The sequence below is a fragment of the Jeotgalibacillus sp. 10bf12 genome (assembly GCF_055597105.1).
In genome coordinates this window covers 1-26,653 of the sequence record NZ_CP200276.1, presented here as the reverse complement: position 1 = coordinate 26,653, position 26,653 = coordinate 1, and the positions used below count along the sequence as shown (strand labels likewise).

The window sequence follows — 26,653 nt, the reverse complement described above, 5'->3', positions numbered from 1 at the left end:
TTTATAAGGTTGAGAATATTATACATATTTCAAAAGAAAAGGGGAAGCGATGCAGCCGTTTTTTTAATCTCCCTGTCCCAAACACGATTCTGACAATTCAGGTCAATTAATTAACTAAAAGTCGGAAACGATTGATTTAATCGATTTGCTTTACATTGATTGTATCGTTATTTATAAATGTAAAAATTTATAAATGTGTCCGGGACAGGGGGGTGTCCGAGCTGTACAGTCAGCAAAAAATAAGCAGGCAATCATGGGAATCCTGGATTGCCTGCTTATTTGATATTGTTAAGCGTCTTCAGTTAATGACATCGTCGTCTTCAACTTCTAGAATTCCCTGTCCTATACACTCTTATGAATATTTACACTTATAAATAACTATCCAAGAAAGCCACGCTAAAGTGCTTTGATCACTCACTTCTTACTTTCACTTATGCAATTGACTTGAATTGTACGAATTGTGTTTAGGACAGGGAGATCTATTAGGGAGATCTATTATTTTCTGTAAGTATTTAGTTCTTTATAACAGACTTTATATATTTTTCGTTCTCAATAAAGTATAATGAAGTAAAACATATTATTTGCTGAGCTAATTTAGAACTTATCTGATTAAAATTAAAGGAGGGTTTTTGTGTATAAAAAAGCAGTCTTCTTATTAACAGGAATACTACTTGTCACGGGATGCAACTCCGCGAATTCTTCTAGTGAATCACCTAAACAAACGGTTAGTGAGTATCACTCCAGAGTTGAGGATTTACAGGCATCTATGATGGAAGCAGGAATAAAAGCAGAAGAGATGACATACCAATATTATTCTGTATGGTACGACGCAATTCATGAGGACTTTGTACAAATAGGTGACAATATAGCAATCGACTTTGAAGGTGCTCTTTATTGGCAACATCAGGAGTTTGATTCTGACGGCAGTATAGCAGATATAGAAGAGCAAATGAGTTTAATAGAAAAGCAAATTTCAGATTTGAAAAATCCTCCAAAAGAATATAGAGAAATTTATGAAACCCAACTTGAAATGTATTTATCACTTAAAGCACTAGTCTCCCAGGCAATTGACCCGTCCGGCTCCCTTAATTCCTTTTCTGATGAAACCGATCGGTTAATAAATGATATTATAGATGCAAATAATAAATATGATGTGCAACTTCCAGAGATTGAATAATAGTTTTAAATTTAAGGTCTGGTTCTGAGTGAAGTTTGAGACAGCTTCCATAGCTATCAAGTTAAGAATTTCACTTTACATTTATCTATACTTTACTATCCTTCCTTAACATTTGTTTAAAGGAAGGATTTTTTAATGAGTTTTACTGTAGAAGGATTTGATTTTATTAATTGGAGAAATCCAAAAAGTACCATTAAAATAACACTTTTTTCAAAGGTAACTAAGTTGAAAGCGACAATGTCACTACTAAAGGCGACGCTGAATCATTTATGGTTCTCTAAAAGCAGTAGCCTTATGTCGATGTCATTAATATAATGCGCTTGACAAAATCAAAGAAGCATGCAATCCTGAAAATCCAGAATTGCCTGCTTCTTTTGTGCTGATTATACAGAGTGGAAATATAAAGGGAGGATGATTAGAAACAGAGCTGCGGACAGCTAAGTGCGTCCACTAGCATTGCACTATTCAATCTATTCCCCGTAAAATGCTTACATCACTCACCTTTGACTTTCACCTATGCAATTGACTTGAATTATCAGAATCGTGTTTAGGACAGGGAGATTTTTTCGGGAGATTTTTTCAGTGTCTCTAATATCCGAGACAGGCCCGGGTCTACGCTCTTAGTTATCCAGGCTTCCCTCACCCCATAATTCGCTTCCGCCGGTATGGCCGGTCTGTGCGTGAATCTCTGTATCGACTAACTGTATGATACCTGGTTCTTCATGGTGATGCCACGTATATCCTTCCGGTGTTTCTCCATTCATTGAAAATTTCCCTGTCCCAAACAAGATTCTGACAATTCAAATGCATAAGTAAAAGTCAGAAGAGAGTAATGAAAGCAGCGTAATGTGGCTATTTGAATATTTATTTGAAGTGGAGTGGAGAGAGGGACAGGTCCTGTCTCCATTTTATTAACGTTCAGGGAGCGGATCCAAAAATATGGATCCGCTCCCTGAACTATTATCCCGAGTTACTCGTCTAATAGAATCATCATTTACCATCATAAGAAAAAATCAAATTAGTATTGTAAAACGCTTTCATTTAATTTATACTTTCACTAAACCGATTTACTAAACCGGTTTAGTAAGATGGATTATAAAATATATTATTGAATTGGGAGTAATGCAAATGAAGACACGGATTACGATTTCGGATGTTGCGAATCATGCAAATGTATCGAAAAGCACCGTTTCCCAATATTTAAATAAGCGATTTGATTACATGGGAGAAAGTACAAAAGACCGCATCGAGCAGGCGATTAAAGAGCTTGGCTACCAGCCGAATGCGCTGGCTAGAAGTCTGAAGCAGAAGTCCACTTCAACAATTGGTGTAATTGTCGCAAACATTCTTCATGCCTTTTCTACGCAGGTGATCAGGGCGATTGAAGACTATTGTAACCAGTATGATTTCCACATCATTGTGTGTAATGCAGATGATGACCCTGTGAAGGAGAAGAAGTATATTGAGATGCTGCTTGCGAAGCAGGTAGATGGCTTAATTATCTTTCCGACAACCGGGAATGTTGAACTTTATCAGAAGTTAGTAGATTCCGATTATCCGCTCGTTTTTCTCGATCGAAATGTTGAGAACGTAGATGTGCCGGTCATCCAGCTTGATAATGTAAAAGCTTCTAAGCTTGCCGTACAACACTTTGTAGAGAAGGGCTACCAGCGGATTGCCATCATGACAACTTCACTGGAGCTTGGAGTCGCACCAAGGGTAGAACGGATTAATGGTTTTAAGGAAGCGATGAAAGAGCATTCACTGGTTATTAGAGATGAGTACGTGAAAGGTCTCAAAGTTGAGGAAGTGCAGGATGGACTGGAAAATATGCTTTCTATGGATGAACCGCCGGAAGCAATTCTCGCATCGAATGATCTGATTTTGATGGAGGTTCTGAAGTATGTAAAAGCCCATTCGATAACAGTGCCTGACGAGTTGGCCATTATCGGCATTGACGATGTATCGTTTGCTTCTGTATATAATCCGGCACTCACGACGATTGCACAGCCCACATTTGAAATGGGCATGCAGGCTGCTGAGCTGCTGATTGAGAAGCTTCAAAATAAAGAATCAAAAATTGATCCTGTTTATCGTTATGAACCAACTTTAATAAGCAGAGACTCCTGTTAAGCAGCAGGCAAGAGGAGGAAGATGGCAATGGATGTGATTACGATCGGTGATGCGATGATCTCATTTAACCCCGTGACACGGGGACCGATGAGATACGTAAGCACTTTTGAACGGAAGATTGGAGGAGCTGAGCTGAACGTAGCGATTGGCTGCTCGAGACTGGGTTTGAAAACAAAGTGGGTCAGCAGGCTTGGTAATGATGAGTTCGGCAGAGTCATACTGAACTTTTCAAGAGGAGAAGGGATTGACACTTCTGACGTGAAGCTGGTTGATGGTTATCCGACTTCAATACATTTTAAGGAAATTTTAGAGGACGGAGCAGGGAGAACCTTTTACTACCGTTCCAATTCACCAACGACGGTTCTGACGAAAGACGATATAAATGAAACCGTTTTATCCGGTGCGAAGCTGCTTCACGTAACAGGTGTTTTTCCTGCAGTGGATCCTGAAAAGAATGTAGAACTGATTAAAGAAACAATGAAACTCGCTAAAAAGCAGAATATGCTCGTCTCTCTTGATCCGAATATCCGCTTGAGGCTCTGGAGTAAAGAAGAGGCAAAAGCTGCATTGCAAGAGTTCCTACCGTATGTCGATATTTTACTAATCGGGATTGAGGAAGCTGAGATTTTATTTGAGACTAATGATCCGGATGCCATTATTGCGGAAAGTCTGGATAAAGGAATTTCTCATATCGCAATTAAGCAGGGTGCTGAGGGATCAATCGGCTACTCTAACGGCGAAAAAATCATTTCTCCAGCTGTTGTACCCGGCAAAGTAGTAGACACAGTCGGTGCAGGTGACGGATTTGATTCAGGATTTATCTATGGCGTATTAAATAACTGGTCTTTGGAAAAGACACTGTATGTTGCGAATACTGTAGGTTCAATGGTTGTCAGTGTGTCAGGTGATAATGAAGGATTACCATATTTAGATGATCTGTTAGTAAAAATGGGAGAAAAAGAATTAATTGAACGTTAGAAGGTGGGGTTGAAATGAAAATACAGCTGGCGCTTGACCGGTTATCAAAAGAAGAGTGCTTCAGGTTAATAGAAGAAACCCGTGAATCCGTTGACTGGATTGAGATTGGAACGGGTGTAATTAAAGAGTACGGGATGTCGATCATCAGAGAAGTAAAGCAGCGTTATCCGGATACCATTCTTGTAGCTGATATGAAAACCTGTGATGCAGGCGCTGCTGAAGCTGCACAGGCGTTTGAAGCGGGGGCGGACATCTCTACTGTGATGGCTTTTTCAGCAGATAACACCATTTCAGATACGCTTGCAGTTGCAAAGAAGTACGGAAGAAGAATGATGATCGATCTGCTTGGTGTAGATGATCCTGGACGTGTAAAGGAAATTGAGCAGCTTGGTGCTGACCTGGTCAGCCTGCACTACGGAAAGGATATGCAGCAGGAAGGGGCAATGAACACCGATCTATTTGATTTGTTAAAGGGAACTTCAGCTTTTGAAGTCGCTGTAGCTGGCGGCATTAATATTGAAACATTACCCGCACTCATAGAAAAATCGCCATCTATTGTGATTGTTGGAAGCGCTATCACAAAGGTCGCTGACAGTCAGAAGGTAGCTGAACAAATGAAGGGAGTGATCAATTTCAATGAAAGCCATCATTAATACAGTCGCTTATGAAATGACCACCGTATTATCTTCAGTTCATGAAGAAGAAGCACTCGCAGTTAGCAGGGAACTGAAAGATGCCAAACGGATTTTTATTGCAGGTGAAGGCAGATCAGGTTTAATGGGTAAAGCCTTTGCTATGAGGCTGATGCATGGGGGATTTTCAGTCTATGTGATTGGAGAAACCATTACCCCAAGCATTGAAAAAGGGGACTTGCTGGTCGCCATTTCAGGATCAGGCTCAACGGGTGCGATCCTGCAGTTTGCTTCAAAAGCAAAAGAAGCCGGATCAAAAGTGCTGTTAGTGACAACTGATAAAGAGTCAAAAATCGGACAGGTGAGTGATGTCACATTGGTGATTCCGGCCGCTACAAAATACCGAAGAAAAGAAGAGCCTGACACGATTCAGCCGCTTGGAAATCAATTTGATCAGGCTGTCCATCTTGTATTGGATGCAATCATTATTGGCACAATCCAGGGGGATGAGAAAGACTACCAAACGATGACACAACGCCACGCCAATTTGGAATAGGTACAACTTACTCTACTTAAACAACTTTTACGAACATAAGGAGGAATTGGGATGAAAAAAAGTCTGGCAGCATTTATGGGAGTTATGGTTACAGCGTCAATGGTACTTGCAGGGTGTGGTGGTGATGAAGCAGGCGGGGGAGACGGCATTAAGATCGTTGCGGCTCATAACCAGACATCACCTGAAAATCCATATCAGGATGGACTGTTAAAGTTCAAAGAAGTAGCTGAAACAGAATCAGACGGCTCAATTGAAGTAGAAGTACATGCAGGAACAATCGGGACTGAGGAATCAGAGCTAGTCGAAAAGCTTAAGCTTGGCGGTGCGGACGTCGTTCTCGTATCACCTGGTTTTATGACCGCAACTGGAATCGATGAAGTGGACTTATTAGCTCTTCCTTATCTATTTGACAGCTACGAGCACTGGGAAAGTGTCGTTGACGGCGAGGTAGGGGAAGAACTCGCAAATATTATTAACGAAAAATCCAATAATGATTTTAAAATTATTGGCTACTGGTCTGCAGGCGTAAGACATTACTACGGGAAAAAGCCAATTGAGTCCATTGACGACTTAAGCGGTATGTCTATCCGTACACAAACATCAGGTGTAGTGGCAGATTACTGGAAATCACTTGGCGCGGTACCGAGTTCTGTCGCATGGGGAGAGCTTTACCAGGCTCTTCAGCAAAATGTAGTGGATTCCTCTGAGAATTCATATCCATACTTTGTGCAGCAGAATCACCATCAGACGCCAAACGGAAAATACACGACTGAAACAGCACACGATTACACAACAAGATTGTTACTGGTAAATGGAAATAAATTTGATGAAATGACAGACGAGCAGAAAGAAATTCTGATGCAGGCAGCTGAGGCTTCTGTAGAAACAGAGCGTGAAGCAGTCTTTGCTCAGGAGGAAGAGTATAAACAGATCGCAATTGATGATGGTGCTGAAATTAATGAAATTGACAGACAGCCTTTCATTGATATCGCAGATCCGATGAATGAAGCAGCAGCAAAAGACATGGGCGTTGAAGAACTGCTGCAGAAAATCAATGACCTGAAATAATCAGAACTGCGTTTACAAAGCCATTGTGCAAACAGAGGGAGAGACCACTTCTCTCCCTTACTTTCTAGATGAGAAGGTGAAAACCATGATCAAAAAACTCGAACATATTCAATTAACTGTAGGTGTTATTTTCTTAAGTATCTTTTTCATTGCCATTGTCATTCAGGTTTTAAGCAGATACATGGGCATCTCTGTTATCTGGACAGAGGAAGTAGCCAACTACTCCTTTATCTGGGCGATCTTTATGGGTGCAGCAGTCATGGTAAACAGGAAGGATCACTTTAACTTTGACCTTTTATCAAAAAAGTTAAAAGGGAAGCCAAAGCATATTCTTGCGATTGTAACAGATACAATCCTGCTGTTATTTTGTATTGCCCTGCTCATTTACAGTTATACAGCGATGACAACGTTCTGGAATTACACTTGGAATGCACTGCCTTCCATGAAAATGGGCTACGTCTGGCTGTCACTTCCATTGATGTCAGCAACAATGATCATTTACCTTACCTCTCATATCGGAGGAAGCGTGAAAAATATGAGAGCAGGGGAGGGAGCTGAATAATGGGATTACTATTAGTAGGTCTCTTTATCCTTTTAATGTTTATCGGGGTTCCAATTGCCTTTGTAATCGTCATTGTTGCCATGCTTGGGATCTTTAACATTCCTTATGTACCTGAAGTAACCGTTCCGGTGAGAATGCTGAACGGGCTCGACTCATTTGTCCTCCTGTCAGTGCCATTATTTATCCTTGCAGCCAACCTGATGAACCATGGTCAGATTTCACAAAAGCTGATTGATTTTTCACTCTCTATTGTCGGTCATATCCGCGGAGGGCTGGCGCATGCGAATATACTGGTCTCAATGATTTTTGCAGGTGTATCAGGCGCCTCTCAGGCAGATACTGCAGGGGTCGGTAAAATCCTGATTCCGAGTATGAAAAAACAGGGATATGATACGGAAACAGCGGTCAGTGTAACAGCTGCCTCTTCGACGATTGGCGTCATTATCCCGCCAAGTATCCCGATGATCATCTTTGCAGGTCTCACCAACGCATCAGTCGGCGCCTTATTTTTAGCGGGTATTGTACCAGGCATATTAGTAGGCCTCGGTATGATGTTACTCATTTATATCTATTCAATCAAAAGAGGCTATCCACGATATGAACGGACCTCAGTTAAAAAGTTTACAAAGCTGTTTTTAGAGTCATTTCCCGCACTCCTTACACCGGTTATTTTAATCGGCGGAATCGTAACTGGTATCTTTACAGCAACAGAGGCAGCTGCTTTTGCATCTCTCTATACGATTGCAGTTTGTATGTTCTACTACAAAACGTTGAAGATAAAGGATTTGCCTAAAATCCTTGTGGATACATTAACGCTGAGCTCGCTCTCACTTTTTGCCCTTGCAGCAGCAAGTGCACTCGGGGAACTATTGAGCTACTACCAGCTATCAGTATGGGCGCAGGAATTCTTCACAGACAATATTTCAAGTAAAGCAGTGTTTATCTTAATCATTATCCTGTTCTTCCTGTTTATCGGAACATTTATGGATGCAATCCCGGCTATGATTCTATTTATTCCGGTACTGCTTCCAGTTGCACTAGCCTTTGAAATCAGCCCGGTGCTGCTTGGTATTATCACAATTATGACGCTTGCAGTTGGACTGATCACACCACCATACGGACTATGCCTGCTACTCGCAGCTAAAATCGGAAACTTGTCGATTGAAAAGTCATTTAAGTCCGTGCTTCCGTTCATCGGCGTGATCTTACTAGTACTGCTCTTCGTTGCGTTTTTCCCGGATGTGGCATTTTACCTTCCGCAATTATTCAGTCCGGACATGTTTTAAATTAGCCTAAGTCAGGAGAGATCGAGAATGTCAAACCGAACACTATTAAACGCAGACGGCTCATTAATGCTCGTAGAAGTAGAGCTTGAAAAGAATTTCCACTCTGATATAGATCAGCACGTGGAAGAACAACTGAGCTATATTCTAAAAGGAAAAGTAGAATTTGAAGTGAATGGACAAAAGACTTTATTAAATGAAGGAGAAGTCCAATTTATCCCTTCAAATAAACCGCACAGAGTTAAAGTAATTGACCAGTGTACCATTCTGGACGTCTTTACCCCGCTTCGGGCGGACCTTTTAGAAAAACTGCGCTAAAAGGAGTGAACCTGCATGGATAATCAGGACCTGAAAAAGAAAGCAGCAGGAGAAAAAGCTGCTGAATTTGTAAAAGACAATATGGTGATCGGTCTCGGATCCGGATCCACTATGTACTGGACAATTAAAAAGCTTGGCACGTTAGTAAAAGAGGGACTTTCCATAAAAGGAATTCCTTCATCCGTTCGTACAGCGAATTGGGCAAAAGAATTCGGTATCCCATTAACGGATTTTTCAACAGTCAAGCACGTAGATCTCGCCATTGATGGCGCAGATGAAATTGACCCTGCATTCGGGTTAATAAAAGGCGGAGGCGGATCCTTACTGAGAGAAAAAATTGTAGATGCTGCAGCCGTTCAGCTGATCATAGCAGCAGATGACAGTAAGCTTGTATCATCGCTTGGTAAATTCCCACTGCCCGTTGAAGTGGTCCCGTTCGGCTATGAAGTCGTTCAAAAGCAGATTGCAGACTTAGAATGCGAACCTGTTTTGCGTATACAGGATGAACGGCCATTTATCACAGACAATCAAAATTATATTCTGGACTGCCGGTTCACCGAAATAATGGATCCACAAAAACTTCATGATCAGCTCAAATTCCTGGTTGGTGTTGTGGAAACGGGCCTGTTTATTAATATGACGGACATTGTTGTTGTCGGGAAGACGGCAGGTGCTGAAATCCTGAATAGAGATAAGGGGGTTAATAAATGAAGCTGCTCGAAAAAATGACTGATAGCGGAGTCGTAGCTGTCATCCGAGGCTCTAAGCCGGAAAATATAATTGAAATTGGCAAAGCACTGAAAAAAGGTGGCGTGTACTCACTTGAAATCACAGTGGAAACACCTAAAGCAATGTCAATCATCGAAAAAGCGGCAGAAGCACTGGAAGATGAAGGTGTCATCGTTGGAGCAGGAACAGTGCTCGATCCCGAAACCGCAAGAGCAGCCATCCTCTCAGGCGCAAAATTTGTATTCTCTCCAACATTTAATGCTGAAACCATTAAAATGACAAAGCGATATGGCGCTTTAAGCATTCCTGGAGCTATGACACCTACAGAAATTTTGAGTGCATACGAACACGGAGCAGACGTCATCAAAGTTTTCCCGGCCAATGTACTTGGCCCTGCATACATTAAAGGCATCAAGGGACCCCTCCCGCATATTCCCGTCATGTCCACAGGCGGCATCAACATAGATAACGCCGGTGATTATATCAAGGCAGGCGCAATCGGAATTGGAGCGGGCAGTACACTGGTCCCTGCTGCTGAAGTGATCACACAGGAAATTAGTGAGCAGATTACTGCTAATGCAGAGCAGTTTGTTCGGGTGGTTCGTGAAGCACGGGGACGCAGTGTGACTGAAAGTAGGGTTTAGTAAGTGGAGTTCATTTTTGGTGATTGAACAATTTCAATATTGAGTCTGCATGTACATACTGGGGACGGAGGTGAAAGAGCCATGAAATGACCCTTTCACCTCCGTCCCGGCAGGGTACATACTATTTGTAAGTTCTATTAACTTACTGACAAAAGTGAAGCAATATATAATGAATCATGAATTTACCTTTGATGTTTAATTAGAAAATTAATGAATATTCTTTAGTATTCTTTTAAGTGAATGTACTCCTTATCAATTTTTGATAAAAAAGATGCATGATTTTTATTAAAGTCATGAGAATAATAATTCCCTTTTACTTCAAATCGAATTATCTCTTGATCCCTCAAACTCCTAAAAATTAATATCAACACAAGCATTTCATGTTCAATTGTTTCAATCTTACTAGGTAATTGTTCTAGCTGGTCTTTTGCTGAAGTTAAATCTTCAACCGTTAAAAGTCTCATTTCTTCTCCATCAAAGTCGTGCAACATCGTAATTAGCATACTAATAGGTGCTATCACAGAGAATGACCTTTCTAATGTAATCTTCTTATGCAATACTTCGTCATCCAATTGCTCAAGCTTCGCACACATGTTAATAATGTCTTCATTACTATATTTTTCAGTATTTATCAGCAGATCTATTATCTTATAGCAAAGTTCATATACTTCGGTAATTAGATGAATTTTTTTATCAATGATAGATAACTTAAGCTGTAAATGATCATTCGCACTGTATTCCTCGATAATCTTTTCCTTTTCTATATCAACCAATGACTCTACTTCTGCCTTTTCTTTTTCATGCAAGAGTTTAATATCTTTTTCGTAAGATCTTCTTTTGCTCTCATCAAGCATTGTAGACATTATATTAACCAGTAGCTTTCTCACACTAATCACTCCCTTTAGAAATTTGTACAGAAGAAAGAAATCTTATTTAATATTATAAACCTGCGTAAGACTACTTGGTAAGGTGTATTAAAAATATAGAATTCAACCTGTTGACTTACAATCGCTCCAATCTATGATGTGGCATCAAACAGCCAAAATTGCGGATTCATAATTTCAATTCAATTAGAATATTTGAAAACCGATCCCATCTAACATTTGGGAATCGATTATATGATTTAACTCCTTTATAAAAAACCTCCCTGTCCCAAACACGATTCTTTTAATTCTGAAATACTATCATTATCAAAATTTCACCTGCTGGATGAAGTCATCAAATTTTACTGTTCAATATTATAAAATCCAAGTGAAAAAGAAACAGAATGAAAAAAGAAGACAGTGCTCTTTCTTTTAGTTAAAATTTAGGTAAGAGAGGGTGGTTGTTATGCCATTAAATAAAAAAATGAATATTAAAATAAGGAAAACAAATGGGGAATTCAATAAAGAGGTTTTCATTGAGACGATAACGAAAAGACCCGCTCCGAAAAAGAGTGATCTTCCTGAACTTGAGATCGGGAATAGTACATTAGAGAGAAAAATCAAGAAAATATTCCAATAAAAAAGAGCGGGGCGATCCCGTTCTTTTTTATTGGCTTATATTCAACATTGAAAGTTGCGCCGCCGTATCTATTGTGTAAGGTTTACCAGAGTAACGACATTCCACAATAATAGAGTTGAGTTCTTTTTAAATCTATAGTATCTAGATAAAGTACATATAGAAATATTACTGAAGTGAACGCATAATGAGTGATAGTTAAACCGGTGCGGAGGCCTTATGTGTAGGGGTGGAAATGATCAAACGCATAATCAGTGATAGTTAAACCAGTGCGGAGGTCATATGTGTAGAGTTGGATTTGATTAGACGCATAATAAGTGATAATTAAAATAATACTGGGACCTAGTGTTTGGGTCCCAGTATCATAAAAAACTCATACGATTCTGCCAATTCACCACAATTGTGTTAAGGTAGTTTACTTTTTAAACGGAAAAACTGTCTTTTGTTTTATTGGGAAACACTTTTTTTCTAAACGTGACTCTGATTGTTCAAGTCAATTGCATATGATGAAATAGTAAGTAAATGAATATAGCACTTTACGGTGTCTTGGTTGAATAAAATGAGTTAAATCTAACTTCAACTTCAAGTACAAAATTTGTGACACTATTAAAAAGGTCAAAATGTTTTCCTGAAAATGATTTTGACTTTAGTAGTAAATTATACAAGAATCAGAGTGAATAAATATAGCACTTTGCGATCGTTGAGCAAGTCAATGTATGATTTACAAGTGTATTAAAAACAGTATGTTACAAACTATTTAAAATGTTTTAGTATTTATTTTAAAACTTCCACATTCCTTTCTTAAAAGTGATATAAGCAGGTACTAAAATTATTGCTAATCCCATAATAAGTTTAAAAGATTCCATTATGATTGGAAAAATTAAAGCAAGCGAAACGAATAGAAGCGTCCCTATAATTATCCAGGTTTTGATGTTTATTTTGTATGCAAAAAAATCGTCGTCAAATATACTATTAAAGTTTCTAATAGCTAAACCTAAAACTATCTCATTAGAATCTTGTGGTAAGCGAGTTGGATAATTGGGATTCTTCTTTTTGTTAAGTTGATATTTACGTTCTAATTCATTTGAGTTTTCATCTAAACTTATACTAAAAAATTTATCGCTAGTTAAGAAAACTTCGCCGTATATTTTCTCCTTTACTTTTACCTTATCTACAAGATTGGTGGTCTGTGTCTCTGCTAGTTCATCTGCGAGTTTTAGCAAATCTTTTCTAGTAAGTGTAATAGCCTCATCAATTTTGTTAAGTCTCTTATTTAATTGTTTAATATGTAGTTCACATAATATAGCAGCCAAGGTAATCGGCTTCTCTGCAATAAAATCCAACTCTTGGTCATATTTTTTAAGAAGCTGTTCTTCCTCTTTAAGTTCATCTAATAGTTCATTACGGTTAAACACTTTATTTGCCAAAGCATCAGAATAAGCTTTAATCAATTTATGTTTATTTAAAGTAGCAAAGTGAGATTGAGCCTTATAAACATCTGACCATTTAAAATAATCAGTTATAAGGTTAATTGTCCTTGTGCCAGTAAAAGCGGCTACTATTGCACCAACTCCACCAACAACAATAGCGGATATAGGACCACCTGCAGATCCAATTATCATGCCAATTTTAGCTCCAACAAAAGCAGAAGTTCCAGAAGTACCTACCTTAAAAGAATCACTTAATATGTTTACTCTAAATTCTCCGGCAGACTGTACTCCTCTTCTAAAAGCTATAATATTATTATAGCTTTTACCTATAAGAAGAGCTCCTGCAACGAGTGGGATGTTTTCGGCAATATCACCTTTTTTAACAATCTGCTCGAATGCTCTTGATGCTTCTTCTCTAAGTTCTAAATTAGAATAATTTCCTCTCATCACATTGATTCCTTGATCGGTATAATCTCTCAACATTCCCCTTTCTTCCAGTTCGTCGTATAATTCTTTATTGACAACATAATGAGTAGAATCCGGATGAGTTTGAACCTCTTGGTTGAAATTGAGAATACTACTCATGCTTTTTATTGAGTAATCAGTATATGTTCCATCATCATTTAGAACACGAATATCGTCATTCTGATGTGTTTTACTAATGAATTGTTCTGCTTCTATGCCTTGACTCTCAAATGAATCAATAGTGATCTGCTCTGCTTTTTCACCGGCATATGCACTTATGTAAGTATCAATTGTTCCACGGCTGTAAAAATCACTTATTTTCTCATACCATTCGAATGCATTAAAATCTTTAACCGCATGTGGAAAACGTTCTTCTATTGTTTCAAGAACACTACTGTGATCGCGAGTGGAAGCATATATGTCGTATAGAGAAATGGAAACAGCACCCGCTACAATTCCTATCGAGTCTCCAGCAGATGTTTTTGTAGGTGTGATTTTTTTTGTTACTATATTAATTGCACTATTTTTCTCCTTATTAAGTTTCTGTAATAAGATTTGATATAAAGCACATAAAGAAATGATAATAAGCAAAATAATTCCAAAAAATTTCGGGAAGGTTATTATAAATAAAAAAAGACTAAATATAAATAATATTAATATAAATTTCATTAATAATTTCATCTACTTCCATTAAATTTTGAATTTGGGGATTAATTAATTTCTATCTTTATATCGGTAATATATTACATTTATTTAGTGATAAATACTGCTTGTCCTAAACATGATCCTTACAATCCAAGTTAATTGCATAAACAAAAGTAAGAAGTGAATAATTAAAGCACTTGAGAGTGCCTATGTTGTATAGTTATTTGTGAGTGTAAATATTCATAAATGTTTTCAGGACAGTGCTCGCCCCCCCTTAAAATAGAGTTATAGTGTAAAATTAATTGTATAAAAAATGAATAATAAGGGGTGGGCTTGGTGGGGGATCTATCAAAACCAAAACGTAAACGACAACTTTCAGTTGAAGAAAAGTTATATGCTGTCAAACAAGTCATTTATCAAAATCGGTATCGTACGGAAGTAGCGATTGAAATGGGTGTGACAGTGGGGACAATAGACAGCTGGTTACGTCGTTACACACAAGAGGGTGTTGAAGGTCTTCATCCCAAGAGAGACACCAAGTTTATAGAAAATGACAAACAAGAACTAATCAGACTCCAACTCATTGAGAAAAAATATTATGAGGCGCAGGAGGATATTGAAATCTTAAAAAAGTTCCAGGCCTCTCTCAAGGCGAAAGGAAAGCAAAGTGCTTCGAAGCGATCAAAACAATGAGAGAGGAATATTCAGTAAAAAGCTTATGTAGGGCGTTTGGCGTCTCTGAGTCTGGTTTCTATGCATATCTAAATAGACCTCAGAAAGGTCCAAACACTCGAGATGAAAAAGACTGCCAGATGATCAAAAAGGTATATATGCGATCTGGAGGTACAATAGGCATTAAATCAATTTCTGGGACTTTAAAAAGCCAATTTAACTATGTGATTAATCATAAGCGCGTGAAGAGGTTAATGGATGAGATGAACTTGAAATCAGGCATTAGAAAAAAGAAAAACATCCGAACTTCAAGATTCAATGATCCGAAGCACGTTTACCCGAATCTTTTACAAAGAAATTTTAACGCTCTTTTACCTAACACAAAGTGGGTGGCAGATATAACAGAGTTTTCCTACTACAATGTAAAGTTTTATGGGTGCGCGATTGTAGATCTATTTGATCGTCAAGCGATCTCATTCCAGTTAAGTTACAGTCCAAATGGACTTCTAGTGAAGGACACTGTAATGGCAGCGATGAAAGAAAGGCAGCTGCCATCGTTAGATGGCATTGTAATTCACATAGATCAAGGATCAGTATTTATGGCGACTGAGTATAGAGTTCTGTCTGGAAAGTTAGGCTTTCAACCTAGTATGTCACGTAAAGCCAAATGTTGGGATAATGCCGTTATTGAAAGCTTTTTCTCACACTTAAAAACAGAGTTTCCTTATCACTCAAACATGACGTCTGTGCCTATTATCCAAGAAGACATTCAAATATTTATTAAGTACTATAACAAAAAAAGAGGTCAGAAACGTCTTGGGTATTTGTCTCCAGCATTGTACTACCGAGCGTTTCTTGATCAGAAGTCAGCATAATTATATTGTCTCTATTTTTGGGGGGCTAGACTACAGGGAGTTTTGAAATAGAAAAAACGAAGCTCCGGATTATTCAGGAGCTTCGTTTTTAAAGATATTCATATACTTCTTATTATACACAGAATCAATTAGACTATAACGACTCTTCCAACGGTCGAATAAATGGTTCGACTTCTTGTTTCAGATAATGGATACAGTCATTATCCTTGAACTTCACATCATTTACTACATACATAGTAAAGTCCTCAGTCTCCTGGTTACTCCATCAAAATGGTTTTTGTTTCAAAAAATTAAAAACTATTATATAATTTATAGGTATAAAGATATATATCGAAGGATGATTAAATATCATACGAGAGGTGATAAAGATAAATCAATCGACGGCAATTAACTTCTTTGAGCAGGAAGACTATCAAAAAGTTCTACCCATTATATATAACGCTTATTTTGGTCTGGCGATTGTATTTTTCATCCTGCAGGTTCCATTACTTGCATTATGCTACACGATATCAGGCATTACGCTGGCCATCCTGTCTTTTTCAAAGTGGAAGACGACGATGAAACCTATGACACTGTTGTTGTTTATGTTAACTGTCACTAGTGTTTTCGTTGCTACTTATTTGATTGGAACTGATGGGGGCTTTTATCTTTACTTATTTATTCTGCCATTCTTCGGATACTTTGGTTTGTCCGTTTATCATATGAGATGGATTAATGTATTCACGCTATTGCTTTTCATCGTTCTCTATTTTTCTTTTACACAAACGACTCAGGTTCTTCATCCGGTCATTCTCAAGATTGTATTTATCCTTAATCTGTTAACTGTAATTGGTTTATTTTTCTACTTATTCCGGGGGTTTTACTATAGAAATTCTGCTCAATTGAATCTGCTTGCGGAGCTTGCTGCAAAAGACACCCTGACAGGATTATGGAACCGGAGAGAAATGAGTCGCCGGATATTGATTAGAAACTCACAACCTGATCCTTACTATATTGTTGTGATTGATATTGATAACTTTAAACAGGTGAACGATCAGTATGGACATGATGTAGGAGATCTGGTCATTAAGGCAGCTGCTCAAGTATTCTGCTCTCAGGCAGAAATATTGAATGATAGTGACGCAGCCAGATGGGGTGGAGAAGAATTTATGCTCTGCATCAAGTCAAATTCTTTTGAAGAAACTGCAGTTTTTTTCAACACATGTCTCGAACGTTTTCAACAGGACACCGCTGCACTGGGAATTGAACATCCTCTTTCATTTTCAGGAGGAGCCACTTTATTGTGTGCAAATATCCAACACGTTTTCAGGTCAGCAGACCAGGCTTTGTACGAGGCAAAAGAAAGCGGTAAAGGACGACTGTTGCATGGTCAAAAATCCCCCTGTCCTGAACACGATTCTGACAATTCAAGTAAATTGTATAAGTGAAAGTCAGAAGTGTGTAATTAAAGCACTTAGCTGTCATTATTTTGGATAGTTATTTGTAAATGTAAATATTCATTAATGTGTACAGGACAGGGAGTTCTAGGATTTTTCTATATTACTTTTTCCATACGCTCCAACTCATAATCAATATGTAAAAAGTGCAGACCAAAGATTGTCATATCATGGGTGGCAGTGAGTTTACCACTCGTTTCTCTCAGAATAAAGTGTTCATGTAAAGGCAGCTTTGGCAGGTAGGGGCCGACGGCAAGGTAGGTGCCAGCGTCTCCTTGTGCTGCGCTTGTGAGATGAAGCTGCTGATGTTTTGCAGTAAGCTTCAGAATGCCATGCATGGAAGAGTATGGCAATGGCAGTGCAATGTTCATATAGGTTTGCCCGGCAGTCTGGTGACTGGAGTAAATGGCTGTAAATAAAGTCTCATCGCCAATCCTTCTATGCCAGACACGTGGGCTGCTTCTGCCATCGAGCTGTTCATCAACCTGCAAAATCTCACCGGTCATCTCCACCTTTTCTGAAGAAAAAGGCAAATTGATCTGGCCAATTTTACGGCTGATCAGCTGATAGAAAAAAGCGAGCGGCTTAAACCACGGTGCCCATTTCACAGAAGCGAACAGCCTGAACTGTTCTGTCTGTTCATAAAACTGAATGACTTCAGCAGGCAGCTTTTCTTTGTCTATATAATTACTCATATCATCAACAAGCCCGCTATGCGGATCGCTGGTTTCTTTCAGCTTTCCCCGTATTCGACTCACTGTAAAATGCGGTGATTGATGGGTAGATTCAGGTACATGCAGTGCCCAGCCGAGGACGGTGAAAGAGCCAAACAGCACGCAGTTCAGAAGTCCATGTACAACAAGCATGGTTGGAATGGTGACAACTGCCTGACCCGCAAAATTGCCATAGGCATATAAAAAAGACCAGGCGATCGTGAAGCACAGCGTGATGTAAGGAATCCGGACGAAAGCAGCCTGCCCGCGCGGAAAGCTGATCCGGAAGCTGTAATATGTCAGGACATAGATCGCAAGTACATACAGCGAGACAGAAATGATCTCAATGACAGTTGAGAATGTGATGCCAAGTGCAACCGTAATTGGTCCGGTCCCGATGATCAATGCACATATATGATACACTCTTGTCCTTTTCAACCGGCCAAGCAGTCCGACAGATACACAGAGCATAAATGCAGAATAATGAAAGTGAATGCCGGTCAGCCAGGTCAGCATGGGGCTGAATCCTGTATCAATTCCACTGACATAGGCGAAAAACCACATTCCACCGATTGCAAGATACATAAAGCCGAGGTCAATCAGGATCTCAGGCACATTTGTAAAACCCCGTTTTAAAAACCGTTCGAATCCCTTCCAGGCCACCCAAAAAGTATATAAAAGATAGACTGCAGCACATGCAACCGACACGCTGAAAGGAACGTCCAGGCTAATGACCGTTACCGCCACCATGCCTGTTGTGATGATCGCTTTTTCAAATGAACGTAATGGTACAATCAGATAAATCAGTGACGGCACAAAAATCAGTTGAGCCGCTGTCAGGTAATAGCTGTACCCCTCCTGATGCTGAAAGAGCAAACTAATACTGAATAAAAGCATCCCGCATAAAATCAGAGGATTAATGAGCGCTTTCTTTAAATTCTCCGGCATACATCATCACCCTCCCCAGTAAATCGTTATAAATAGATACATGAATCGTGTAAACGTCTTTCTGGTCATCATAGCCTTCGAGCACTGTCACACGGCCGTTCAGCGGGCCCGGCAGTGTCATGCTTTTACTGCCAAGCACGATCTTTTGTATGCCGGATGTGATCAGTAAAAAGCCATCCTTTGTCACGTTAAAGTTCAGATCAGAATAGAAAAACGGCACGTCTCCGAGATAATCCTTCACGAGCTTTCTTTCCAAATCGACTGTCATTTTAGCATTAAATTTGCGGACTGCTTTTGCGAAATGAAAGGTTCTCTCCCAGGCCACCTCAGCTTCACCATCCTGGTTGATCGCGCAGCGGTTTTCAATTGAAAAAGGGATCCCGTCTCCACTCTCCGGAAATAAAAAGTTAATAGCTGATGCTGCACGGAAAAATGGAGAAAGCAGCCAGCCGCCATTTTGAATGCGGCTCATTACGCCTTCTGCATAAAACGTCTTGTGCATGGGGAGTGCATAACGATGCTGAAGCTTAGGATGCAGCTGTTGAAAATCATCTCCTAATAAGGTTGAATAAATTGTCATACCTTCTTGCCTCGCTTCCTCTTACAGCTTTTCGCAGTCGGCAGCTGATGATTGAGCAGGAGTCCGATGATCGAGAGCACCCATAGCATGACATTTAGCGTGATCACATTGAATGGTGCTGTCGCAACGGATGGTGCTGCCAGGACGGCACTCAACGTCAGCAGTGGAAATATAAGAACCTGCAGCCTTAACAGCAACTTCTGCAGCTTTGGAATCAGCCAGAGTGAGGCGAACAGTATTTCAGCCCACCCAATCCACAGGACAGAAGTCTCAGCCTGTGCCTGGGTAAGAGGTGACAACTGCGTGAGCATGCTCACCTCTAATGGATGCTGCGTTAATACCTTGGGCACAAGACCCTGATAAAACCATACAAATGCAAATAATAGACAGATCGCATAAAACGAAAAGAACCGGCGGTATTGCGTAGCAGGAGGCTCACCTTTCTCAATCCACCGCTTTAATACATCAAAACTGAGCGCCGTGCCCCATCCCATTACTGGACGAAAAAGCCGGTCAAACAGCCTTCCCACAGCCCCAAATCGGACGTCATAATCATACTGCGTCAGAAAGGTTGTCCCTTTTTCAAGAGGAATGTACTTCCAGTAACCTTTACCCTCTACGATCGGTGAAATGGTCTGCTCCGTCCCGAAGTGAAGTGCAGACGTTTTTTCGCCACTTTCTTTCTCATGCGTTCCCTTGCTCTTACCCCAGCCGGATACGCTTAGACCGGGCAGCACTTTAGTTGAATAAGTAAACATCTGAACTTCTTCTCCCGGCTTTTTTTCGTTATATGTAATAGAAGAAAAGCGCGCATCCCACTGCTCGTGCAGTGCAGGATCCTGACTGTAAGTCCACACCTTCTCAATCTCATCCTCTATTTGAATCTCCACATAAATCGGCTTACTATTCAACAAAATCACATCACTTCATATATATTTCATTCATCTGTATAAATTTTATCATAGTGGAATATACCAGAAAAAGACTTCCCGTCATTTAAATGCATTTCACAATGAAAGTCGATTGAATGTCTGACGGAGGTTCTCTATAAAATAAGGATGATTTTTCTGTTCATCCATTAACCTCCCTCACTAAATTTTAAATCCGTCTTTCCTGTAACCGCTCCACAGCACCCTTCTTCCACTTCTTCACCGCACTCACACTTACTTTATGCCGCTCCGCAATCTCACTCATCTTCATATCATCCACAAACGTATGCCAAAACCATTTTTTCTGATGTGCCGTCAGACCTTCTGCATAAGGTGCGAGCATATCAATCTCCAAAAGTTTGTCTTCTGTGATCTCCATATTCATCTGCCAGTACTCATCCGACTTTACTGTTTCACGCTCCAGCAGTTTATTCTGCTTTCTCATTAAATCAAGTATTCCGCCGCGAATATACTGGTAGGCAAAAGGAGCAAACTCACCATTTTCCTCCTGGAATTTCTCTGAAGCTTTCCAAAGCGCAATCCGGCCCTCCTGAAGGTAAAGGTCATGGTCCCGCGTTACGTGAAGCTTCTTCATCATGTGAAAAATCATCGGCTCGAACTGTTCATAGCGTTCTTCAAAAGTCATATCATATTCTCCGTGATGGAGACGCGTCTGCCTGTTATTCCCTGGGTTAACTGAAGCTTATAAGAAAGGGCACCGGCTTGCGATTGAGTATTTTGCACGTTTGAAGCGGAAAAGTGCTTTTTTTCGACGTTTTTCAGTCAAAATTTATGATGATTAACAATCAAACGTACAAAACAACTGCATTTAGCATAAATAATTTCTTATATTTTACTAATTAGTTAAAATATTTAAAATAATTGAAGGGAATCATCACATCATGTCGAATAGATAGGAGACGACACTTCTTAGGGACACTTCAATGACACGTTAATAATCGTTTTGGCAGAGGCCGAACAGGGGAGAAATGGATGAAAGAAAATTACGTGGATTACAAGATCAATCAGCAAACAATGGCAATCAAATGTGCCAGACACCTCGAGTATCAAACTCACATCATCGAAACTGGCAAAAGCTGCTACTCAGCAATGACCTCACTTCAACTATTGGATTATGCCTGTAAAATGGGCGGCAGTACTTATAAAGGACGCCAGGAATCAGTCAGATTCAAATTCAGTATCTACAGCAAAATCCCAATCCTGATCAATCAAAATGAAGAGATCATCATGTTTCCAACCCACTCACCATCTCATATCGATAATACCTGGCTCTCACTTGAGCACTTTCATAAAGCCTACGAGCATGCGATACGCACAAAAGCCATTGTCGAATTCATCAATGGAGAACGCATCACCGTCAACTGCTCACTAAAAACCATCAACAAACAACACCAGCGCGCATCTGCACTGATGCTGCAGGAACTGCATTTTCCGAGAAAGCGGATGCTGATTCGGATAGAGTAGCAGGCGATAAAAGCTGCCACAGCAGCTACACAAACCACTTCCTTTATAAATGGATTGAATATAAATTAGTTGTTTCTTTTTTCCAGATGAATTGTATAATTGAGTAGTATAAAAGTAACTAATGAAATAATGTTATATATGAACTACTGTATAGATAGATCCGCTTCTTATTTTCATTCAATAAACTTATAAAGGAGTTATCGTTTTGTTATTTCATCGATACGAAAACTGGCAGTCGTATGTCATTTATCACCCTGTCGTGACGACTCTGGTCATTGTGATCCTCTTTACGCAATTACTAACCTATCTGCTCGGGGAAGGACCTGCTGACATTGATACAGCCTATCAGTTTGGAGCACTTGTATCGAGTAATCACTCGAGTGAAGAGTGGTTCAGACTGATTACATCTCTATTCGTGCAGATGGGTGGCATGTACCATCTGCTGTGGAACATAGTGTGCTTAATGATCCTTGGACCACCTCTTGAAAGATTGCTGGGGCATACGAAATTTATTCTGTTATATTTCGTCTCAGGAATCGGTGGAGGGGTATTTGTTCTGATGTTTTCAGCCAATATGATCACTGCAGGTGCTTCAGCCAGTATATATGGACTGATCGGTTTCTATTTAGGATTGATTGTACAGCAAAATCGGGAAGTCAGCGGCAGAGACAAAAACTTTATCATCGTCCTGTTTCTGTGGGGAGTGGCATCTGTATTCCTTCAGAGTGATGGTTCAATCGCAGCCCCTCTCGGTGGATTGTTTACAGGTTTCATCCTGACTTCCGTCTTATATTCGACCACGTTCCAGAGAACAACATTTCACCGGCGTGAAAGGAGTCCGCTGAAAGTGCTCATTGCGCTTTCTGTCATGATCATTGTGATTGTGATGCCTAAGTATGTCCACGACCACCCATTTATCAATGGCGTTGAGGATGGACTAAAACAGATTAACTCGTTCAGCATCAGTCAGTTAGCTGAAGTGAATGAGATTAATGCTTTTTCTGAAGGCAGACAAAGCAGCACAACTGAAACAACTCTAACTGAAGATATTGATCAATTAATATCACATTACAGTAACAATGCGCTCACCTTATCAAACGAAGCATCCGTTTACATACAAAAGAACCATGATGAATTTATCCATCAAACAGCTCAGGCAATTGAATCCGTAAGAGCTATGGCGGCCCAGCCTGACATTGAACAGATCAACCAGGATCTCACATCCTATACAGCTGTCCATACATCTTTTCAGGGGAAGGTGCATTATCTAGAGGAATTTGACTACGGGAGATCAATGGTGACCTATGCAGTCATTATGAGAGAAAAATTTGTTGGGCAGGAACTTCACCATGAATACTTCACCGTCATCCTGCTAGGGCGCTCAGGCGATCTTGTTGAAAATGATCATGTCACGTTTTATGGTTTTCCGGTCGGCACGTATGCGATTGACAATACCAGTGGTGAACAGATGTTGTCACATATGTTTTTGGGGTCTTTTATGGAGAAAAGGCAGTAAGTGAAAAGAGTTTCGTAAAGTTAGCTTTGCTTTTCTAATGAAGGAATGAGTGCTGATAATACGTATGACGGTCATGCACTTCTTAAACGCGTTCATATGACCAAAAAACTGTCCAATTTTTTTAGTTGAGCGGAGTAAGGGAAAAACGCTTGCTTCAAATGATTCTGGTACAATCTAAATAAACAGGTTTTGGAGGAATGCATATGTCACAGCCAAATGATTTTAATCGTGATGAGGTGAATCAGTTAATTCAATCTATCTACAAAATGCTCATGGATTCGAAGTTTCCCGGAAAGGTAAAAGATAAAATCGCACGGGAGCTTGAAGTGCTGAAGGGCTTTACGATCGATGCGAGACCGGCACGAATTGCGATTGTCGGAAGGCGCGGCGCAGGGAAGTCGAGTCTGATTAATGCGATTTTCAGTGAAAGACGTGCGGATATCGGTGATGTGAAAGCAAGAACCGGCGTTGGTAAATGGCATACATATACATCAGCATCAGGAGACCTGGAGATCCTGGATACGCGGGGACTTGGCGAGGGGGATACGCCGGAGGAAGCTGTGTCCAGAGAGACTGCCATTGAAGAAGTGAAGGCATCGATTCAGGAGAAATGTCCGGACGCGATTCTGTTTTTAAGTAAGGCAAAAGAAGTCAGTGCAAGAATAGATGAAGACCTGCAGCAGCTGCTTGAACTGAAAGATGCAATCAAACAGCAGCATGATTTTGATGTGCCGATTATCGGGGTTGTCACTCAGGTGGATGAACTGAGCCCGAAATCATCTGATAAACCGCCATTTGATCATCCTGTTAAACAAAAGAATATAGAGGAATCAGCCGCAGTCTTATCTGAAAAACTGAAGCAGGCTGTGGCAGCACCTGTGAATGTCCTGCCGGTTTCAAGTTATATGGAGTTTGAGGGTGAGGACATTGTCTATGACATTCGGTGGAATATTGATAAGCTGCTTGACTATATGCTCGAGAAGCTCCCAAACGAAGCACAGGTGATTCTCGCAAAGCTCTCAAAGATTAAATCGGTCCAGAAGAAAATCGCCAGGCGAATCGGTAAAAGCACAGCCGGCGCAACCGGCATCATCGGCGGAAGTCCGATCCCGCTCGCAGACCTTCCAGTCATTACTGGACTTCAAATGACCATGATCTCAGCGATTGCCATGATTGGCGGCACAAAGCTCGATAAAAGAGGTGTCATTGATTTCCTTGGTGCACTTGGACTCAATGTAGCAGCAGGGTTCGTTCTGCGTCAGGCAGCAAGGCAGCTCTTAAAGGTCATCCCTGTCGCCGGTAACATTGTATCAGGTGCCATCGCAACAGCCGGAACCTATGCACTGGCAGAAGCATCTATTGCTTACTTTATTGAAGGTAAGTCTCTGGATGACGTGAAAGAGACCTATGATGATACTTTTGAAGAGAAGAAGAAAGAAAAAGAAGAGTGATGTAAATATAAAGGAGGAGGTGAATGTATTTTATAAAAAATACATTCACCTCCTTTTGTATATTATTAACACATAACCAAAAACTTATTTTCATCATTTGTAAATTAATAGTATAATAGTCTTTGGTTATATATACTTATAAAATATTAAGGAAGGAGAGATGGATATGAAGAATCCTGGTGTATCTGCATTATTAAGCTTTTTTTGGACTGGTCTGGGGCAGATTTATAATGGACATATCATGAAAGGGATTTTGATGATTGTGATCCAGGTAATTAATGCACTTATGTTTCTTATTATTATTGGTTTTATTACTTATCCGATCGTCTGGGTCTGGGGAATTTATGACGCCTACAAGAGCGCAGAAAGAATCAATCAGCAAAGCACAGCAGTGAATCAAGCCTCGTCATTGTGAACATCGTTTTTCATATTAAATCCTCATTGTGATTTCTTACATTTTAAGAAAGATACAGAATGAGGATTTTTTATTACATAAAGAATTTGTTTTTGTGATGCACAATGATAGAAATTTCTCCGTCTCCCCTGAATCACTCCATAAAAAAACGAAGTCCACCGAACCCGGACTTCGCTTCTTCTCCAATCATCTACCACTCCGCTTTAAGTATACGACCAACTAAAGCAGTGTCATCATCAAGCATCTCCCTGTCAATCTCAGCAATCACTCTCACATCAACATCCTGCTCCTGAAGCAATGCGTAAAGTTCAGCATGGCCGGCCTTACTTAGCTGGAATGTATGGTAAGGGGTGCTATAGCCATATTCCAGATAATCTTCCCGGGTCGCAAATGGATCACTTTTGTAATAAGGATCGCTCGGCAGCTGGACTTTAAAGGTATTAGCATATTCGTCGCCAAGTACAAGCTCAGCTTTGCCTTCTAAGAAGAATGGCATGTCAATATAGCTGTAAGGGTCAAATAAAACCTCTTTCCCTGTCAGCTGGACACCCTGCTCATTCATATACTGCTTTCCTTTATCAGTGACAGTTGAGAACAATGGTTCGATGATGGTGTATTCCGCTTCTCTTACATAAGCACTTGATCTTGAATAGCGGCTATTTAAATCTGCGTCATACAAATTAACGCTATTCAGCTTTACAAGCCCTGTCTTAGCAGCCTCATACAAGTCCTGAAACTTCTCTCTGTCAAAATATAAAGTCCAGTCATCGAGCCCGGCACTTGTGCGGCGAATGACATCAATCTGGAAATAAGCTGCAGGATCAACTGCATCAGGCGTATAATTAGTCTGAGGAAGCATCTGACCGATTCCTTCTGACGCAAAATATCGCCCGCTAAACGCATACGGATCAAATCTCACTTCTCGCGCTGTCGTAGATAATCCCTTTTCATTCATAAAAGCCTGCAATCCTTCAGAAGGCAGATAGCTTTCCACAGGGCGTACTTTTATGACCTCAACGTCTGTCACATATCCGCTCGGCGTAAAATCCATCTCATCATTTGGATCAGGAATGACACCTGTTAAAAACAGCTCAGCATCATTCGTTAGTAAGGTGTCATACAACGCCTCATGCATATCGCGATCCAGATAAAAGGTGGCACTGGTTTCCTGCGTATGTGAAACAACCTTCACCGCAAAGCTCGCCCCCGTATGACCCTCACCGTAACCCGAGAAATCATCTGATAACGTCGCAGTTCCACCCAAATAAAAAGGAGTTCCGTAATACTGATCCATATTGAGCAGCGCCTCATCACCGGAAACATCCGTATCGGCAGAAGCAGCATACGGTTCAATCGGATATAACTCATCTTTAGGAATATTCGTCTTATCCATCCCAAAGTACTCCATGATCCTGTACTCATGATCAGCCGTTTTTACAGCAGGCTTCTCGCCATCATCACAGGCAGACAACATGAACACTGCACACAATATATATACAATCCTTTTAAACAA

General features: G+C 40.2%; 27 protein-coding genes. 19 read left to right on the top strand and 8 right to left on the bottom strand.

Features of this window, described 5'->3' with window-relative positions; all coding sequences use genetic code 11:
• Positions 1–631: 631 nt before the first annotated feature.
• On the top strand, positions 632–1,177 hold the full coding sequence (locus tag DH10bf12_RS00135) for a hypothetical protein (RefSeq protein ID WP_471736607.1): 546 nt from the start codon (positions 632–634) through the stop codon (positions 1,175–1,177).
• A gap of 620 nt (positions 1,178–1,797) precedes the next feature.
• Here the strand turns inward: DH10bf12_RS00135 and DH10bf12_RS00130 are convergent.
• Positions 1,798–1,941 carry an HNH endonuclease gene (locus DH10bf12_RS00130; RefSeq protein ID WP_471736606.1) on the bottom strand — a complete coding sequence of 48 codons (144 nt, stop codon included), beginning with the start codon at positions 1,939–1,941 and terminating at the stop codon, positions 1,798–1,800.
• A gap of 364 nt (positions 1,942–2,305) precedes the next feature.
• Here DH10bf12_RS00130 and DH10bf12_RS00125 point away from each other — a divergent pair, with 364 nt between their 5' ends.
• The 10 genes from DH10bf12_RS00125 to DH10bf12_RS00080 all read left to right on the top strand — a co-directional run bounded on the left by DH10bf12_RS00125 (position 2,306) and on the right by DH10bf12_RS00080 (position 10,080).
• A complete protein-coding gene (locus tag DH10bf12_RS00125; RefSeq protein WP_471736605.1) occupies positions 2,306–3,310 on the top strand; it encodes a LacI family DNA-binding transcriptional regulator in 1,005 nt (334 codons plus the stop codon).
• Between the two features lie 27 nt (positions 3,311–3,337).
• On the top strand, positions 3,338–4,288 hold the full coding sequence (locus tag DH10bf12_RS00120; RefSeq protein WP_471736604.1) for a sugar kinase: 951 nt from the start codon (positions 3,338–3,340) through the stop codon (positions 4,286–4,288).
• Between the two features lie 14 nt (positions 4,289–4,302).
• Positions 4,303–4,941 (top strand): 3-hexulose-6-phosphate synthase, encoded by a 639-nt coding sequence (hxlA, locus tag DH10bf12_RS00115; RefSeq protein ID WP_471736603.1) that lies wholly within the window; start codon positions 4,303–4,305, stop codon positions 4,939–4,941.
• Complete coding sequence (gene hxlB / locus DH10bf12_RS00110) at positions 4,925–5,476, top strand: 6-phospho-3-hexuloisomerase (protein ID WP_471736602.1); 552 nt, start codon at positions 4,925–4,927, stop codon at positions 5,474–5,476. The genes hxlA and hxlB overlap by 17 nt, the downstream gene beginning before the upstream one ends.
• A 51-nt stretch (positions 5,477–5,527) precedes the next feature.
• A complete protein-coding gene (locus DH10bf12_RS00105) occupies positions 5,528–6,544 on the top strand; it encodes a TRAP transporter substrate-binding protein (RefSeq protein WP_471736601.1) in 1,017 nt (338 codons plus the stop codon).
• 85 nt (positions 6,545–6,629) lie between these two features.
• Entirely contained in the window at positions 6,630–7,106 is a 477-nt protein-coding gene (locus DH10bf12_RS00100) for a TRAP transporter small permease (protein WP_471736600.1), read from the top strand.
• A complete protein-coding gene (locus DH10bf12_RS00095; RefSeq protein ID WP_471736599.1) occupies positions 7,106–8,392 on the top strand; it encodes a TRAP transporter large permease in 1,287 nt (428 codons plus the stop codon). The genes DH10bf12_RS00100 and DH10bf12_RS00095 overlap by 1 nt, the downstream gene beginning before the upstream one ends.
• Positions 8,393–8,419: 27 nt before the next feature.
• The gene (locus tag DH10bf12_RS00090; protein ID WP_471736598.1) at positions 8,420–8,707 is read left to right on the top strand and encodes a cupin domain-containing protein; all 288 of its coding nucleotides are present in this window, start codon (positions 8,420–8,422) and stop codon (positions 8,705–8,707) included.
• 15 nt (positions 8,708–8,722) lie between these two features.
• On the top strand, positions 8,723–9,418 hold the full coding sequence (gene rpiA, locus DH10bf12_RS00085; protein ID WP_471736597.1) for a ribose-5-phosphate isomerase RpiA: 696 nt from the start codon (positions 8,723–8,725) through the stop codon (positions 9,416–9,418).
• Entirely contained in the window at positions 9,415–10,080 is a 666-nt protein-coding gene (locus DH10bf12_RS00080) for a bifunctional 4-hydroxy-2-oxoglutarate aldolase/2-dehydro-3-deoxy-phosphogluconate aldolase (protein ID WP_471736596.1), read from the top strand. The genes rpiA and DH10bf12_RS00080 overlap by 4 nt, the downstream gene beginning before the upstream one ends.
• A 221-nt stretch (positions 10,081–10,301) precedes the next feature.
• On the opposite strand, the gene DH10bf12_RS00075 is transcribed toward DH10bf12_RS00080, so the two are convergent.
• On the bottom strand, positions 10,302–10,967 hold the full coding sequence (locus DH10bf12_RS00075) for a hypothetical protein (RefSeq protein ID WP_471736595.1): 666 nt from the start codon (positions 10,965–10,967) through the stop codon (positions 10,302–10,304).
• Between the two features lie 442 nt (positions 10,968–11,409).
• Between DH10bf12_RS00075 and DH10bf12_RS00070 the strand changes: the two genes are divergently transcribed.
• Positions 11,410–11,583, top strand: a complete 174-nt coding sequence (locus DH10bf12_RS00070) for a hypothetical protein (RefSeq protein ID WP_471736594.1) — start codon at positions 11,410–11,412, stop codon at positions 11,581–11,583.
• Positions 11,584–12,359: 776 nt separating this feature from the next.
• Here DH10bf12_RS00070 and DH10bf12_RS00065 read toward each other — a convergent pair.
• On the bottom strand, positions 12,360–14,144 hold the full coding sequence (locus DH10bf12_RS00065; protein ID WP_471736593.1) for a hypothetical protein: 1,785 nt from the start codon (positions 14,142–14,144) through the stop codon (positions 12,360–12,362).
• Positions 14,145–14,456: 312 nt separating this feature from the next.
• On the opposite strand from DH10bf12_RS00065, the gene DH10bf12_RS00060 reads away from it, so the two are divergent.
• The 3 genes from DH10bf12_RS00060 to DH10bf12_RS00050 all read left to right on the top strand — a co-directional run bounded on the left by DH10bf12_RS00060 (position 14,457) and on the right by DH10bf12_RS00050 (position 17,094).
• The gene (locus tag DH10bf12_RS00060; protein ID WP_471736592.1) at positions 14,457–14,813 is read left to right on the top strand and encodes a transposase; all 357 of its coding nucleotides are present in this window, start codon (positions 14,457–14,459) and stop codon (positions 14,811–14,813) included.
• The gene (locus DH10bf12_RS00055; protein ID WP_471738271.1) at positions 14,801–15,667 is read left to right on the top strand and encodes an IS3 family transposase; all 867 of its coding nucleotides are present in this window, start codon (positions 14,801–14,803) and stop codon (positions 15,665–15,667) included. Before DH10bf12_RS00060 ends, DH10bf12_RS00055 begins: the two co-directional genes overlap by 13 nt.
• Positions 15,668–16,026: 359 nt before the next feature.
• Positions 16,027–17,094 (top strand): GGDEF domain-containing protein, encoded by a 1,068-nt coding sequence (locus tag DH10bf12_RS00050; protein ID WP_471736591.1) that lies wholly within the window; start codon positions 16,027–16,029, stop codon positions 17,092–17,094.
• Between the two features lie 107 nt (positions 17,095–17,201).
• Here the strand turns inward: DH10bf12_RS00050 and DH10bf12_RS00045 are convergent, their stop codons facing one another.
• From DH10bf12_RS00045 to DH10bf12_RS00030, 4 genes are all read right to left on the bottom strand, one after another.
• The gene (locus tag DH10bf12_RS00045) at positions 17,202–18,764 is read right to left on the bottom strand and encodes a YndJ family protein (protein WP_471736590.1); all 1,563 of its coding nucleotides are present in this window, start codon (positions 18,762–18,764) and stop codon (positions 17,202–17,204) included.
• Complete coding sequence (locus tag DH10bf12_RS00040) at positions 18,733–19,344, bottom strand: DUF4166 domain-containing protein (RefSeq protein ID WP_471736589.1); 612 nt, start codon at positions 19,342–19,344, stop codon at positions 18,733–18,735. Before DH10bf12_RS00040 ends, DH10bf12_RS00045 begins: the two co-directional genes overlap by 32 nt.
• Positions 19,341–20,255: a DoxX-like family protein gene (locus tag DH10bf12_RS00035; protein ID WP_471738270.1), complete on the bottom strand. Its 915-nt coding sequence runs from the start codon at positions 20,253–20,255 to the stop codon at positions 19,341–19,343. Before DH10bf12_RS00035 ends, DH10bf12_RS00040 begins: the two co-directional genes overlap by 4 nt.
• Positions 20,256–20,442: 187 nt before the next feature.
• Positions 20,443–20,919: a sigma-70 family RNA polymerase sigma factor gene (locus DH10bf12_RS00030; protein WP_471736588.1), complete on the bottom strand. Its 477-nt coding sequence runs from the start codon at positions 20,917–20,919 to the stop codon at positions 20,443–20,445.
• A 347-nt stretch (positions 20,920–21,266) separates the two neighbouring features.
• On the opposite strand from DH10bf12_RS00030, the gene DH10bf12_RS00025 reads away from it, so the two are divergent.
• The 4 genes from DH10bf12_RS00025 (at position 21,267) to DH10bf12_RS00010 (ending at position 25,140) form a co-directional block, all read left to right on the top strand.
• Positions 21,267–21,758, top strand: a complete 492-nt coding sequence (locus tag DH10bf12_RS00025; RefSeq protein ID WP_471736587.1) for a competence protein ComK — start codon at positions 21,267–21,269, stop codon at positions 21,756–21,758.
• Positions 21,759–21,963: 205 nt separating this feature from the next.
• Positions 21,964–23,274 (top strand): rhomboid family intramembrane serine protease, encoded by a 1,311-nt coding sequence (locus tag DH10bf12_RS00020; protein ID WP_471736586.1) that lies wholly within the window; start codon positions 21,964–21,966, stop codon positions 23,272–23,274.
• 203 nt (positions 23,275–23,477) lie between these two features.
• Positions 23,478–24,725, top strand: coding sequence for a GTPase family protein (locus DH10bf12_RS00015; RefSeq protein ID WP_471736585.1), 1,248 nt, complete (start codon positions 23,478–23,480; stop codon positions 24,723–24,725).
• A 160-nt stretch (positions 24,726–24,885) separates the two neighbouring features.
• Entirely contained in the window at positions 24,886–25,140 is a 255-nt protein-coding gene (locus DH10bf12_RS00010) for a hypothetical protein (protein WP_471736584.1), read from the top strand.
• A 190-nt stretch (positions 25,141–25,330) separates the two neighbouring features.
• On the opposite strand, the gene DH10bf12_RS00005 is transcribed toward DH10bf12_RS00010, so the two are convergent.
• Complete coding sequence (locus DH10bf12_RS00005; RefSeq protein ID WP_471736583.1) at positions 25,331–26,533, bottom strand: hypothetical protein; 1,203 nt, start codon at positions 26,531–26,533, stop codon at positions 25,331–25,333.
• Between the last annotated feature and the right edge of the window lie 120 nt (positions 26,534–26,653).